Raw genomic sequence first — 14,269 nt, 5'->3', positions numbered from 1 at the left:
GACACGTCAATTTGCTTTACGTGTGAATCCTCGCGCGACGAGAAATGGCCAGCACAAGGGTAGGACAATGGCTCGAAAGAGCGTGTCTGGCGGTAGAAGTCGAGCCCGCCTGAAAACACGTCTGTCAGCGTCAGGGATTCAACGGGGTTTGAGAGGCATTGACTTCGCGCGGCTCAAGGGCGCGGCTGGGGGGGCTCGGTCGCATCCCCCTGGATGAGCCAGAGGCGCGCGGGAGGCTCCTCCCAGAAGCGGCGCAGGATGCGGTCCGTGCGGCTGTTCTGGGCCACGCGGTTGAGCTGGAGGGCGATGATTTCGCTCTCCACCAGCTCCGCCACGCGCACCACGCCCGAGCGCAGGCCGTACTCCTGCACCTGGCGAATCATGTTGGCGGCCTCGGGCGAGGCGGGGCGGAAGGCGCGCAGGTCCGCCAGGATTTTGATGTCCTGACCGGCGAGCGAGTCGGTGGCCCGCTCCAGCTCCGTCACGAAGGCCTCCATCTCCGGCACCCGGATGTAGCCCTCCAGGACGAAGCCCACGATGGCGTGCGCATTGTCGACGTCGATTCGGAACACCCGGGCTCCTTCGCCACCAGCACGCGCGTCGCGCGCCCCCACAGCGTAGGAGCCCGCTGGTGGAGAGCCCAGACACCCGGGAGTGCGGGGTGGATGTCCGGTTCAGGATTCGACGCTCAGCCGCTCGAGCAACAGCGCGAAGGCGCGGCGGGCCACGGCGTCGCGCACCTGGGCCCGGCCCCCGGCGAAGACGTGGCGCTCCACCGCCGCCGCTCCGCCCCGCCGCATCACCGCGATGAAGGCCAGGCCCACGGGCTTGTGCGGCGTGCCCCCTCCGGGGCCCGCGATGCCCGTCTCCGCCACGGCCCAGTCCGCGCGCGAGCGCTCCAGCGCCCCGCGCGCCAGGGCCTCCGCCGCCTCGGCGCTCACCGAGCCATGCGCCTGGAGCAGCTCGAGCGGGACGCCGAGCTGTTCGACCTTGGACTCGTGGGAGTACGGCACGAAGCCGCGCTCCACCACCGCCGAGGCACCGGGCACCTGCGTCAGCCGCCCGCACAAGAGCCCGCCGGCGCACGCCTCCACCAGCACCAGCCGCACGCCCGCGCTCCGGCAGCGCTCCAGCACGCGCTCCTCCAGCGACTGCTCCTGTCCGTCGTTTCGCGGCGTCACCGCGCCATCCTCGCGCGGAGGGCCGCGGGCCTCAACTCCGGGCAGGCGCGGGTTTCACGGCCAGCACCGCCACCAGCACCTCGTCCCTCCAGCGCAGGCCCACCACGCCCGGCTCGCGCTCCAGCGTCAGCGCCGGGTGCACGCCGTCGGGGCGCAGGTGCTCGAGCAGCTCCAGGGGCTCGAAGCCCGCGCGCGACAGCCGCGCCATCCACATGCGCGCCGTCTCGTGGCGCTCGCAGCGGGCCGACTCGTCCACGGTGCCCACCACGTCCTCCACCTCGCGCCCGAAGAAGCGCTTGATGGCGGCGCGCTCCTCGCCCGGCACGCCCAGGGAGTCCAGCAACTGGAAGACGTGCGTGAAGTGCCGCCACGCGTGGCCGAAGCGCTCCAGGGGCGCGGCCTGGAAGTGGTCCGTGTTCGGCTCGCACATCACCAGCGCCACGGGCTCCAGCGCGCGCAGCTGCCGCAGCACCGCGTCCCGGGCCGGGCCCTGGCTGTCCGGCGCCTCCGCCACGTGGTGCAGGGCGAACGCCGCGTTCACCACCCGGGGTCCCGACAATGCGCGCAGCCGGGCCCACGTCGCCTCGCTCAGCGCCTCCACCGGGGACTCCACGCCGATGAAGCACACGCTCGCGCCCACCTCACGGGCCACGCGCGCGGTCGTGGCTTCCGCCTGCGCGAGGCTCGCCCCGCTCGGGTCCACGCCCACCAGCGTCAGCCGCCCTGGCAGGGCGCCGCGTCGTGACAGGGATTGCAACAGCCGCACGGCCTGCCGTCCCTGGCCGATGCCCACGTCCACCAACGTGGCCTCCTCCTGCCCGCCCAGCAGCGACTCCAGCACCGCGTTCGCCAGCGCGTCGGCCGTGGACGCCAGCGGCATGTGGGCCATCAGCGAGCGGAACAAATCAATCTGCCGCTCGCTCGCGTCGGGGTGCAGATAGGGATTGCGGCTCCCCGCACCCGCGCCCGCCAGGCGATGCCTCACGGCGGTGGCGAAGAGCTGGTAGCCCAGGTCCTCGGGCACCGCGTCCACGTCCAGCATCGACTCCAGCGCCCCCAGCGACGCCGTGGCCTCGTCGACGCGTCCCGACAGGCCCTGCTCCATCGCCTGGAAGAGCAGCTGCTCCTTCTGCGCGCGCATCGCCCCGACTCCTTCCCCACGAGAAGCCCCGCGTGGACTCAACGGTAATGGTGCCCTCCCGGGCCCTCCACCCGCGCCCCACGCCCGCGCCCTTCCTCCGTGAGTTGCCACACACGCGGACGCACGAACGTGCGCCCCGGCCGTCCTCGGGACGACGACGGACTCGTACCCGGCGACCAGGACTCGTCGTGAGGGACCCACCGCACGCGGGATGCATGACTTCCCGCGTAATCGAACAAACCATTCGACGCGCCGGAGGGACGGGGCGAGGCTGCGCCCACCTGAGGACTCGCCGGAGTGACAGTTCCGCGGTCATCGGGTGTTGAAGGGGGCCTCATGCGTTCCAGACGCGGTGTCTTCCTCCCGCTGCTCGTCCTCACCACGCTGTCCGTCCTCGCGCACGCCCAGGGCGTCCCCTCGCCCGCGTCGGACGCGCGCGCCATCGAGGTCCAGCTCCAGGCCAGCGACGGCGGCACCGTGCTCTCCGCCGACGACGCGGAGCGCTTGGGTGTCACCGAGGATGGCCGCGAGGCCCGACTCCAGCCGCCCACGCTCGTCACGCCCTCCCCGGCCGCGTGGCCCGAGGGGCTGGAGGGCACGCCAGGCGAGGTGACGCTGGAGCTCCTGGTGGACGTGGAGGGCGCGGTGGCCGGGGTGAAGGTCGTGGCCGCGCCTCAGGAGCCCCGGCTCACCGAGGCCGCGCGCCAGGCCGCGGCCGGGCTGCGCTTCACGCCCGCGGTGCTCGCCGGCGCGCCGGTGGCGGTGAGGCTGCCCTTCGTCTATCGCTTCGAGCCGCCCGCACCCGTGCCCCGCTCCATCGCGAGCCTCTCCGGAGAGGTGCGGGCCCGGGGCACGCGCCGTCCCCTCGCGGACGCCACGCTCTTCGTCGACGGCGCCACCGAGCCCTCGGGCGAGGTGGGCGCGGACGGGCGCTTCACGCTGGCGCTGCCGCCCGGCGTCCACCGCGTGGAGGTGCGCGCGCCGGGACATCAACCGGGCACGTTCGAGGAGACGCTGTCGGAGGGGCAGGCGCTCCAGGTCATCTACCGGCTGCAGCCCGGCCGCGTGAATCCGTACGAGACGGTGGTGCGCGACGAGCGCCCGCGCACGGAGGTGACGCGAATCACGCTGCACGAGCAGGAGCTGCGCGAGGTGCCCGGCACGTTGGGAGACCCGTTCCGCGTGGTGATGTTGATGCCCGGCGTGGGCAGCCTCGCCTCGGGCATCAGCTACCCGGTGGTGCGCGGCAGCCAGCCCGCGGCCACGGGCTTCTTCCTCGACGGCGTGCGCATCCCCATGCTGTACCACCTGATGCTCGGGCCGGCGGTGCTCCACCCGGACTTCATCGACACCGTGGACTTCTTCCAGGGCACGCCGCCGGTGCAGTACGGCCGGCTGCTGGGCGGCGCGGTGGATGGCCGGCTGAGCCGTCCGCGCGAGGACCGGCTGCACGTCACCGCCTCGGTGGACCCCATCAACGCCGGCGGCTTCATCGAGTACCCGTTCGAGAGCACCGGCACCTCCGTCAGCGTCGCGGGGCGCCTCAGCTATTCGGCGCTGTTGATGACGCTGGGCTCCAAGCTGCTCAGCTCGGCGGAGACGGAGAAGCTCCACGCCGACTTCTGGGACTACCAGGCGCGCGTCGAGCAGAAGATGGGCCAGGGGCGGCTGCGGCTGTTCGCGCTGGGCAGCTCGGACGACGTGGGCTCCTCGCCCTCGCTCGACTGGGTGGGCATGACGGGCGGCCGCATCGTCTCGCGCTTCCACCGCGTGGATTTGCGCGGCACGCACCCGCTCGCGGGCGGCGACGCGGAGGTGGGCTTCACCTTCGGCACGGATGCGCTGGGGTTCACCGGCCAGGAGTCCTTCCGCACGGCGAGCGGCGCCATCGACTACCAGGACGTCGGTGAGTACGCGCTCGAACAGCTCACCTTCGCGGCGCGCGCGGGCTGGAAGCGGAGCTTGAGCGACACGCTGGAGGTCGCCGTCGGGGGCGACCTCGAGCACCGGCGCGCGGCCACGGACATCCGGGGCACCGGCATTCCTCCCGGCAGCCGGCCCGGCGAGACGACGGACCCGCTCAAGAGCCCGTCCTCGCTGGCGCTGTTCTCCGGCGCGTATCTCTCCGCGACGTGGCTGCCCGCGCCCGGATGGCTGGTGCAGCCCGGCGTGCGCGTGGACAACTACCACCTGTCCCCCGGCATCAACCACACGGTGGCGGAGCCGAGGCTCACGGTGCGGCGCCAGCTCACGGACGCGCTGGTGCTCAAGGGCGGCGCGGGCGTCTTCCATCAGACGCCCACGGTGCTGGTGCACCTGCCCGCGGTGGACACGTCCAGCCTGCGCCACGGGCTCCAGGAGGGCCTGCAGTTCGACGTGGGCGCCGAGTGGAAGGCGATGGAGGGCCTGGAGCTGAGCGGCGACGTCTTCTACAACCCGCTCACCCGCACGGTGGAGCTGGACCTGCGGCAGGTGGTGGAGAACCGCCGTCGCCGGGGGCTCGACACGCCGGACCCGTCCGCGAGCGGGTATGCGTACGGCATCGACCTGATGGCGCGACACCCCTTGGGGAGGGACTGGTTCGGCTGGGTCTCCTACAGCTTCCTGCAGAGCAAGCGGCGCGTGCGCTTCGACCGGTACGGGGATGATGACCGCGTGGTGGAGACGGTGGAGGGCACGCTGCCCTTCGCCTTCGAGCAGGCGCACGTGCTCAACGCGGCGCTCAGCTACAAGCTCGGCAACAACTGGACGGTGGGCACGGTGGTGCACTTCAACACCGGCCGCCCCGAGTCCGGCGAAATCACCACGCTGACGCAGCGCCTGGTGACGGACGCGGACGGGACGCAGGATTGGGTGCGACAGGACCGCGACAAGGCCGAGCGCCTGGACGCGTTCTTCCGCGTGGACCTGCGCGTGGCGAAGTCCTGGGCGATGGAGGACTTCACGCTCGACGCGTACCTGGACATCCTCAACGTGTCCGCGCGGCAGGAGGTGTTCGCGTACGACTACGGCTTCGACGAGGCCCTGCGCCCCGAGCGCAAGCCCACGCGCTTTCCCATCATCCTGCCGCTGCTCGGCGCGAAGGGGACCTACTGACATGCCGCGACTGCTTCGTTGCCTGCCCCTCGTCGCGCTGCTCGTCACGGGCTGCGACCGCAAGCCGGAGGACCCCGTCTTCGTCTACGGCCTCCTGCAACACCTGGATGGCTCGCCGCGCCCGGACGTCGCGTTGACGTTGGAGCGCACGCGCCAGCCGAGCTACGAGCACCCCGAGAACGAGGGCTTCAAGCCCTACACGGAGGCTCGCAGCGAGGGTGGGGGCCAGGTCACGCTGGAGGTGCTCCACGGAGACGCCCTGGAGGAGGGGGAGTACGAGCGGACGCAGTACCGCTTCCGGCTGGCCGCGCCGCTCGAGGCGGGGCATGGCGTCTACACGTCCTTCGTCTTCGAGGACGACGTGGAGATTCCTCCCCTGCGCCCGTGGGCGCCGAACCTGACGGTGGGGCGGGGCGCGGAAGGGCTCGCGCTGTCGTTCGACGCGGCGCCGCCGGTGCCGCCGCTGCCGCCCTCGGGGCGGTTGATGCAATGGGAGTCGGGCGATTCGCCGGACCTGGTGGCAATCGAGCCGTGGACGCCCTACCCGGTGGTCCAGCTGCATGGCCCGGGAGGAAGGCTCTGGGAGGTCCATGACGCGGCGGCGCCCTGGCGTCCCAATCCCTATCAACTGGAGGACTTCGCCGGGGTGGAGGCGCAGGTGCGCGCGGTGAGCCTGGGCACGTGGATCTTCCGCCCGCTGGCCTCCAATGACAGCTCGGTGTCGTTCCGCGTGGAGTGGCGGGGTCCGCGTGTCCCCGTGCCCGTGGGCACGTTGCACCCCGTGAGCCGAGGGGCCGCGTGCACGCCTGCTCCCGTGGGCGAGCCGTGTCCGTACACGGATGGTCTGCTGCGCAAGGTGCGCACCACGCAGGGCGAGGTGGGGTCCGGCGTGGACCAGGTGGTGCTCCAGTGGGAGGCCCCCATCCGTCCCCGGCACGCCGTCATCCGGGAGGTGGAGCTGCATCTGAGCGCCACGCCCCAGCTCCTCTTCCAGGTGGAGGGCAGCCTGGATGGAGGGAGCTGGGCGACGCTGGGGAGCGCGCCGTACGAGAACTACGACGACGACGCGATACGAGAGCCGAGCTTCTCCACGGCGCTCGACCACACGGAGGAGGACAGTCCCTATGGGGATGGGCCGCTGGACATGAAGCGTCCGGCGCGCTTCGTCGAGGTGGCGCTGACGGGGGAGGTGCCGGTGCGCTTCGTGCGCCTGCGGGTGTTCGCGGGAGGAGGCTCGTGGACGATTCCCATCTCCGCGCTCTCGGAGCTCTCGGTGTTCGAGTAGGGGCCATCGCCCTGGAGAGCAGGTTGCTGCCCGGGGGACACGTGTCGACGTTGCGCGAGGTAGTCCACATTGCCTCGAAGGAGCAGGCCCTTGCGTACGACGCCCGAGAAGAAGATGTCCCTGCTGACGGAGAACGAAGCCCAGCTCGTGCTCGCCAGCGCGCCCCGCAATCTGATGGAGCTGTCCCGCCGCGAGCTGCGAGGTCGCATCCAGCGCGCGCGGCGGCTGATGGACAAGTATGACGGCCTGGCCACGCGTCAGCGGCGCGAGGCCCTGGGCAGGCGCACGCCCACGCGCTCCAAGCGCGCCGAGGGCAACGCGAACACGCGGCGCAAGGCCACCTACTTCCGTCAGGCGCTGATGCGCTTCGAGAAGCGCCTGGCGATGCTGGACCGCCAGGAGGCGATGATGGCCAAGCGGGCCCGTGTCACGAGGAAGGCCACGGGGGCCAGGAGGACGACGAGGGCCGCGGGTGGGAACACGCGACGGACTCGGACGGCGACGCGGACCACGGGCGGCGCGCGGAGGACGCGCACGGGCACGGCGACGCGAGCCGTGGGTGGGCGCAAGCCCGTGCGCCGCATGAGCGCCGCGGGTCGCACCGCGACGGGCTCGGTGCGCGAGATGAAGGCCCAGCGCCGCAAGGGTGGGGCTCGCAAGCAGCAGGGCTTCAGCTCGATGCGGCGCGCGTCCCATGTCCAGGGTCGCAACCGGCGCACGCAGGCGCGCAAGGACTCGCGCCGCTGAGCTTCTCGGCTCACCGCACCGCCTCGCCGAACCCGACGAGGCTCGGCGAGGAAGTCGTCAGGATTGAGCGGAAGTCGGCGTGGACGCGTACAGCGCCGAGACTTGCTCCGTCACGCTCTCCAGCCATGCCCGCGCCAGTGCCCAGTTGCGAACCGGCTTCGGATAACGCCACGCGGGGAAGTCCGTCTCCTCGTCGCTGCGACAACCCGCGGTCGCGACACCTTGGGCGTCGACCCAGGCTTGCGCTTCGACTGCGAGCGACGCGAGCCGCTTGTCCAAGCCCCATGCGCAGATGACGAGCGGCGCGCCCAGCACGTCGGTGCCAATCGCCGCATTCGCCTCTGCGAATACGCACCCCAGGTCCGCGTGGGTCGCGCCCTTGCTGATGAGCGCGAACAGGTCGGCGCTCTTGGCCGCGCGAACATCGGACAGGTTCACGACCCGCACATGGGTCATGCCGACGGCCTCCATGACACGCATGATCCGGTACTGGACCGCGTCGGGTTTGGTGGGCACCAGGAGCCCCGCATGCTCGCGCGAACCGAAGCCTGGCTTCGGCGCCGATGAGCCCGGATTCATCATCACCACCAACGCCTCAGGCTGCTCGGCGAGCTTCTCGGGCGGGAGCGGAGCGAGCACCGACGGCTTGCCTGCACGAATCTCGAGCACGGCTCGCCGCTGGAAGTCGGCGCGCGCATCATCCCAATCGTGGAACAGACCCCAACAGGCGTAGTGGTTCTTCAGGCGCTTCATGGCGGCTCCCTGATGGGGGGTTCGCCGCGCTCCATCCGCGTGGGATGGAGCGCGCAGTGACGCGAGCCTCAGGCCCGCCGACGGCGCGTGAGCGCGGTGACACCGGCGAGCGAGAGCATCAGCCACAGCGCCATCGCGCCGGGGCCCGTGGCGCTGCAGCCGCCCCCCGTCACCTGGGGCTCCTCGGACGAACCCGAGTCGGGCTGGCCGGGGTTGCCCGCATCGGGCGTCCCCGGGCCGGCGTCGGGCATGCCAGGGCCCGCGTCGGGCGTCTTGGTGATGGTGCTCTCGTCCAGGTACGCGCCGCACGCCGGGTCGGCCGTGCCCTCCGCGCGGTGCGCCAGCGCGAGCGCATACGCCCCCGCGCCGAAGCCCACCATGGGGGAGTTGTACTTGTAGGTGCCATTGAGCTCGTCATACGTCTCGGACACCGCGAGGTAGTTCTTCAGCGACTGGTCCGTCACCCACTTGAGCACCCGCTCCGCGCGCTCCGGGTCTCCGGCCATCCGCTTCGCCATGGCGCCGCGCAGGCTCACGATGACCCACTCCGCGCTGTCGTACTCGCCGCCCCAGGGGCTCAGGTCCGCGCCGCCCGTGTGGTCATAGCGGTCATCGTTGCGCGACCAGCCCGCGCCCGCGGGAGAGGACAGGCGCAGGTCCAGTCCGCGAATCGTCTCGCGAGCAATCTTCCCCGCCGGGTCGAACAGCTCGAACGCGAACGCGTCCAGCACCGCCGCGTCCCAGTAGCCGCGACCCGAGCGCACCTCCTCCAGGTTGGAGCCGAGCGCGAAGTTGTGGTCCGTCAGCTTCTCCGCCATCGCGCGGCGGATGGACTCGCCGGCGTTGCGGTAGCGCGTGGCCCGCTCGGTGTCACCGACGCGCTCGGCGAGCGCGGCCGCGTCACACAGGCCGCGCGCCGCGGTGAGGCTCGTGTACGTCCACGAGCGCTGCCGTCCGTTCCAGTGTGTCTCCCAGATGGACGAGTCCGCGCGGATGAGCCCCGTCTGCGGGTCGATGAGCGCCACCAGCGCGTCACCCACCTTCGTGGACACGGTGGGCCACGTCTGGTCGACGAGGGTGACGTCTCCGGTGGTGCGCTCGTAGTGGCGCAGCGCCCAGAGGAACAGGCCGAAGCCGTCGAACTCGATGTTCGGCCCCGCCTCGTTGAAGTCCGTCTCCTCCACGCCGAAGCCGTGGTAGCGCGTGAGCGTGATGATGTAGGGCGGCATGGAGTACGGCTGCAGTTCGCGCCAGTTCTGGAACCGGCCGCTGTCCGCGTTGAGGTAGTAGGACAGCGCCTCGCGCGCGTCGGTGTTCATGCCCAGCGTGGCCATGGCGGCGGCCGCGTAGGCGCCGTCGCGAATCCATGCGTAGGTCCACTGTCCGGGCGGGAGGCTCGCGAGCACCGCGCCCTTGCCCGCGTGCTTCACCAGGCCGGGCAGCGTGGCCGGTGAGCCATTGGGGGCCTTGAAGCGCGTCGCGCGGGGCTCGCCGTCGCGGGAGAGGAACTCGCGCAGCCAGGCCTCGCTGGAGCGGACCTGGGCCATGTGCATCACGACGGCGGAGTGGCGCAGCAGGGTCTCCTCGTTGTCGGACAAGCCGGTGGGGACCTTGACGGTGTCGGTCTGGAAGGAGGCCCAGCGGGCGACCTCGGCGTCGACCAGGGCCTTGGCGTCGGAGGTGCCCACGTAGTCGGACAGCCACTGGCGCGCGGTGGCGGAGCCCTCGGGGTTGCCGAAGTGCACGAAGGCGACGCCGGCCCACTTCTCCGCGCCGGCGGCGATGTCACCCAGGTTGAACTGGTAGGCGGTGGCCCAGCCCTTGGCGGCCGAGGGCTGCGCGGTGAAGTCCTGCAGGTCCTGGCCGCCGCCGCTCTGCACCACGTTGTAGCCATTGGCGGCCCCCGTGGCGGTGGAGATCCACGCGGCCTTGCGAGCCACGGCGCCCAGGGGGCGGCCCACGACGACGCCGGCGAAGCCCTTCTCGACGAAGTCGTTGCCGCTCAGTTCCACCGTCTCGCCGTTCTCGTCGATGTCGGACATGACGCCGGGGCGGCCGTAGCCCAGGTGGAAGTTCTGGAGGGAGAAGACGCTGACGCCGGTGGAGGGCGCGGTGCCGGTGTTGCGCACGCGCAGGGCCATGACGAAGGCGGCGTGGGGGACGGACTGGGGGGCGAAGACGTAGGTCGTCACCTCGAGGGTGCCCACGCGCTGGACCATGCGCGCGAGGCCCGTGCCGCCGTTCTCACCGGAGGCCCAGGGGGCGTAGCCGCTCGCGTCCAGGTCCACGTCCTGGGCGCTCAGCCAGCGCTGGGAGCCGCCGGAGCGCAGGCCGAAGAACGCGTCGAAGAGGACATCGCGCGCGTGGACGACCTGGGGCTGGCCGCGGACGAAGACGTCGTTGCCCACGCCGTCGATGACGGGCTCCTCGGTGGCGAAGAGGTGCTCACGGAAGTGGGAGACCTTCTTCTGCTCCAGGTCGAGCATCACGGCGCCGTGGCCGTTGGAGGAGGCGAGCTTGGTGAAGGTGCGCCGGACCGCGACCTCGGCGCGAGCCTCCAGGGCGAGGCCACACAGCAGGGCAGCGAGGAGGAGGGTCAAGGCCCGGGCGGGGGCGCGACACAGGTGGGGGAGACGCTTCATGCCGCCGATTCTGGAGTGCTTCCCGCCCCAGGCCAACCGGGTACGTCGCTTCCCTGTGTCACGGGTGCCCGTGGACCCGTGACGGTGGTCCGCTCCGGCGACGAGTTGCCAGGCAGCTCAGACCTCGTCGAACCGTCCTCCCGAGATACCGTTCGCCTCCAGCGCGTCCTTGAGCTCCTCGTCGACGATCAGGGCCGCGGGCCATCCCCAGGGTCGGAACACGCGCGCATTCACGACCTTCGCTGGGTCGATTCGCAGACCGATGACCGACCGGTACTCGCCCACCCGGTCCGCATGCAGCTTGTCGTCCGCGGTGTAGAGCTGCACCTCACGGCAAGCTGCATCATCGATACAGCGAATGGTCCGAGCGACATTCAAAATGAAATAGGGGCTCGACTCTCCTTCGACCTCCACCGGGAACAACTGCACATCGTCTGGTGCCATCTCGCGGAAGATGGACGCCACACGCCCGCTCACGACAGGTGCCAACCCTGTTCCGGCAAACTCGATATCGAGCGGTATTCCTGGACGAGAGATGGGCACTCTCAGCTGCGCCTGTGGCGCGATGGGCCGCCCATCCGAGAAGATCCAGACATCCTCCAACGCCTGACCTGTCACTGACGTCGGGTCGTCGAGGTACCACCGCCCCTTGACGTATTCGTCCATGCTCAGGTCGAAGTAGCGCTGTGCCATGTCCCTACTCTTGAGCGCTCTGCACGAAGAGACCTCTCAACTCGGACCCGTCACCCATGAGACTCTATGCGCTCCTGGCAAGTTGCTCCGCCAGCGAGCTCGGCAGCGCTCCTGGTCCATGCCGACCGTGCATTCGGGGTGCTACCAATCCTGGGGCTCTCCAACTCGTGGCCCATGAGCAGTGGATGAACTGTCGGGCAATCCACACTGACGACAAGGCAGTGCGCGCAGACAGCCGGGCAGCGCTGGCGCAACCATCCCCGGAACCGCCACGGCGCGGACACTCGATCACGAGCTACAGCCCTGCTCCGCGCTTACTGCAGGTCCGTGGCCGTTCACGGCATTGAGCCGCGGCTTCTGACGCACGGCGCCTTTCCCATCGAGACACCGTAAGCCCCCGCGTCCCCTCGGGTTTCACGCGCGCGTGACACAGGGCACGCCGTGCATCGCGGCATCCGCGCGCACCGGCTTGGCGTCAGGAGACAACGGGTTGTCGCCCACGTTCGTCTCAAGACATGCGACTTCTTGCGTTCTGTGAAGTGCACGGCCCTCGGTCAACCAGGCCGAGACACGGGGGGGACAAAGGCATGATTTCGCTCGACGGGTCCACGGTGAGACTCTGGAAGACGCTGAGCTGCTTCCTCAGGGTCCTCATGACGCAGGTGCTCTACGTGGCACCGCTGTTCTGGTTCATGGAGCTGTCCCAGAACGTGGCCTGGCGATGGATGAACGGCGACTGGGGGTGGCACTACCCGGAGTCGCCGTACCACTGGTTCTCCTTCGGCAGCATGATTCTGTGGGCCGGGTGCGTGGGCCTCTTGTGGACCCTGCACTACTTCTGGTTCTACCCGCGCCGCGTGAAGGTCTGGACGCGCGTGGGCATCGGCGCCGTGGCCTGCTTCATGGGCGAGTGGTTCGGTGGCTACATGGCCGCCAACATGTTCGACCACCCCCTCCAGGTGTGGCCGGGCTCGCCGCTCATCTACGTGCACTACGCGGCCATGTTCTTCTGGGTGAGCAACGTCATCGTCTACCACCTGGTCACCGTGAACGTGGTCGACCTCACCCCCACCTACGACGCCCCGCCCGACACCGGCGCCCAGGTGGCCTGAGTCTCCGGACACCCGTCCCTCCAGGGCAGGGCTCTGTGCTGGAATGCACGCAACGCCAGTCACGCGTGAGTCCCTCGGGCTCACGTGAGGCAGCGCAGGCGCGGTTCCACACAACCTGGAGGTAGCCCCATGCTGAACAAGATGTTCATGTCCGCGGTGGTGATGCTGGTGGGCCTGATGGGCGTCGTCGCCACGAGCGGTGCCGAGGTGACGAACCTGGATGCCAGCGAGCAGGTCTGTGTCGCCGCGCACACCGCGCAGGAGCTGGTGCCTCCGGGCCCCACGGCCGCGTGCCCCTCGTACTGCGGCCCGGCCCGGGTCGCCTGTGTCGCCGGCTGCAACGGCGACACCGCGTGCCGCGCTGTGTGCCAGGACCAGTACATCACCTGCTGCGGTTTCTGAGCGTCGCCCGTTCCTCGCCGCGTGGCTTCTCGCGCGGCGAGCCAGCGACCGGAAGAACAGTCCCGCCCATGAAAGACACCCCGGGCGAACACTCGAATCGCTCACTCGAGGTGCCCGACTCAATCACTTACAGGCCAACCCGCTACGGCCAATCCGGATCGCACTGCCATCGCCCCAGGCAGACGCAGCTTCCAGGAATATCGACCGGATAGCAGCACCGCCTCCTCGTCTCCTCTCCGCACTCCGTCCGGTGCACGAACTTGCAGGGCGTATCGTCAATACACCCAGGCGGCGAGGAGGGGCACGGCATGAAGACCCCGTCGCACGTCACGCCCTGGTAGTCCGTCGTCGTGCACGTCGAGGTCCCCGTCGGACAACTGACCGAGCCCGAGGAACAGAGCGCGGTACAGACCGCGAGCTCTTGCGAGGACGACTCCAGCACCTCGCCCTCCACAGCGACCTCGGTCGACGCGCCTCCACATCCCATCACCAGACCGACAGCACAGGCCAAAACCCACCACTTGAAGCACTTCATGGCAGCCCTCCCGTTTCGTGGAGCTGTGCGAGCCAGGGATGTTCGAGCCACCCCCATCCTCGGGCAGGCGTGCCAGCCTGACAATCGTGTCCCCTGGGACCCACCCGCTCACGGCGCTTGCCTTTGCAGTTGCTCGAACGCCCCACCGGGCAACGACTCACACGCATCTTCATGCCGTGTACCTGGCCCCACTGAGCGATGCTGTCCGCCGGCCCCCTTCACCCCCAGGCACGAACACATGACCGTCAAGCGCTTGGACAACATCGGCATCGTCGTCGAGGACCTCCCGGCGGCCATCGCCTTCTTCACCGAGCTGGGCCTGGAGCTCGAGGGCGAGATGCCCGTCGCCGGTGACTGGGTCGACCGCTGCGTCGGACTCGAGAACGTCCAGGTCGACATCGCGATGATGCGGACCCCGAATGGCCCCACCCGCCTGGAGCTGACGAAGTTCCACCACCCGGCCGCGACCCACGGCGAGCCGAAGAACGCTCCCGCCAACATCATGGGCCTGCGTCGCATCATGTTCGCCGTCGACGACATCCACGACGTCGTCACCCGCCTGCGCAAACACGGCGCCGAGCTCGTCGGCGAGGTCGCCCGCTACCAGGACCGCTACCTGCTCTGCTACCTCCGAGGCCCCTCGGGCATCATCGTCGCCCTGGCCGAGGAGCTCCGCTGAAGC

12 protein-coding genes are annotated in these 14,269 nt (G+C 70.2%); 6 read left to right on the top strand and 6 right to left on the bottom strand.

All coding sequences use genetic code 11. The features are described from left to right. Positions 1-173: 173 nt before the first annotated feature. From VZQ01_RS21935 to VZQ01_RS21925, 3 genes are all read right to left on the bottom strand, one after another. Positions 174-572, bottom strand: a complete 399-nt coding sequence (locus VZQ01_RS21935; protein ID WP_267698925.1) for an STAS/SEC14 domain-containing protein — start codon at positions 570-572, stop codon at positions 174-176. A gap of 102 nt (positions 573-674) precedes the next feature. Further along, positions 675-1,181 carry a CinA family protein gene (locus VZQ01_RS21930; RefSeq protein WP_267698924.1) on the bottom strand — a complete coding sequence of 169 codons (507 nt, stop codon included), beginning with the start codon at positions 1,179-1,181 and terminating at the stop codon, positions 675-677. Positions 1,182-1,212: 31 nt separating this feature from the next. Continuing rightward, complete coding sequence (locus VZQ01_RS21925; protein WP_408888752.1) at positions 1,213-2,322, bottom strand: GRAS family protein; 1,110 nt, start codon at positions 2,320-2,322, stop codon at positions 1,213-1,215. A gap of 336 nt (positions 2,323-2,658) precedes the next feature. Here VZQ01_RS21925 and VZQ01_RS21920 point away from each other — a divergent pair, with 336 nt between their 5' ends. The 3 genes from VZQ01_RS21920 (at position 2,659) to VZQ01_RS21910 (ending at position 7,450) form a co-directional block, all read left to right on the top strand. Next, positions 2,659-5,418, top strand: a complete 2,760-nt coding sequence (locus VZQ01_RS21920; protein WP_426748908.1) for a TonB-dependent receptor — start codon at positions 2,659-2,661, stop codon at positions 5,416-5,418. A 1-nt stretch (position 5,419) separates the two neighbouring features. Then, complete coding sequence (locus VZQ01_RS21915) at positions 5,420-6,703, top strand: hypothetical protein (RefSeq protein ID WP_408888750.1); 1,284 nt, start codon at positions 5,420-5,422, stop codon at positions 6,701-6,703. Between the two features lie 90 nt (positions 6,704-6,793). Continuing rightward, positions 6,794-7,450: a hypothetical protein gene (locus tag VZQ01_RS21910; protein WP_426748907.1), complete on the top strand. Its 657-nt coding sequence runs from the start codon at positions 6,794-6,796 to the stop codon at positions 7,448-7,450. A 57-nt stretch (positions 7,451-7,507) separates the two neighbouring features. Here VZQ01_RS21910 and VZQ01_RS21905 read toward each other — a convergent pair whose 3' ends face one another. The 3 genes from VZQ01_RS21905 to VZQ01_RS21895 form a co-directional block, all read right to left on the bottom strand. Further along, positions 7,508-8,203 (bottom strand): hypothetical protein, encoded by a 696-nt coding sequence (locus tag VZQ01_RS21905; RefSeq protein ID WP_426748906.1) that lies wholly within the window; start codon positions 8,201-8,203, stop codon positions 7,508-7,510. A 68-nt stretch (positions 8,204-8,271) separates the two neighbouring features. Next, complete coding sequence (locus VZQ01_RS21900; RefSeq protein WP_426748905.1) at positions 8,272-10,845, bottom strand: glycoside hydrolase family 15 protein; 2,574 nt, start codon at positions 10,843-10,845, stop codon at positions 8,272-8,274. A gap of 117 nt (positions 10,846-10,962) precedes the next feature. Beyond that, positions 10,963-11,538, bottom strand: a complete 576-nt coding sequence (locus tag VZQ01_RS21895; protein WP_426748904.1) for an imm11 family protein — start codon at positions 11,536-11,538, stop codon at positions 10,963-10,965. Positions 11,539-12,125: 587 nt separating this feature from the next. On the opposite strand from VZQ01_RS21895, the gene VZQ01_RS21890 reads away from it, so the two are divergent. The 3 genes from VZQ01_RS21890 to VZQ01_RS21880 all read left to right on the top strand — a co-directional run bounded on the left by VZQ01_RS21890 (position 12,126) and on the right by VZQ01_RS21880 (position 14,266). Next, on the top strand, positions 12,126-12,650 hold the full coding sequence (locus tag VZQ01_RS21890; RefSeq protein ID WP_223783830.1) for a hypothetical protein: 525 nt from the start codon (positions 12,126-12,128) through the stop codon (positions 12,648-12,650). 129 nt (positions 12,651-12,779) lie between these two features. Next, complete coding sequence (locus tag VZQ01_RS21885) at positions 12,780-13,052, top strand: hypothetical protein (protein WP_426748903.1); 273 nt, start codon at positions 12,780-12,782, stop codon at positions 13,050-13,052. A 773-nt stretch (positions 13,053-13,825) separates the two neighbouring features. Further along, a complete protein-coding gene (locus tag VZQ01_RS21880) occupies positions 13,826-14,266 on the top strand; it encodes a VOC family protein (RefSeq protein WP_223783829.1) in 441 nt (146 codons plus the stop codon). Positions 14,267-14,269: the final 3 nt, after the last annotated feature.

The sequence above is a fragment of the Myxococcus faecalis genome (genome assembly GCF_050039385.1).
Classification (GTDB): domain Bacteria; phylum Myxococcota; class Myxococcia; order Myxococcales; family Myxococcaceae; genus Myxococcus; species Myxococcus fulvus.
The sequence above is the reverse complement of the archived record's forward strand: the minus strand, read 5'-3'. Positions and strand labels throughout refer to the sequence as shown.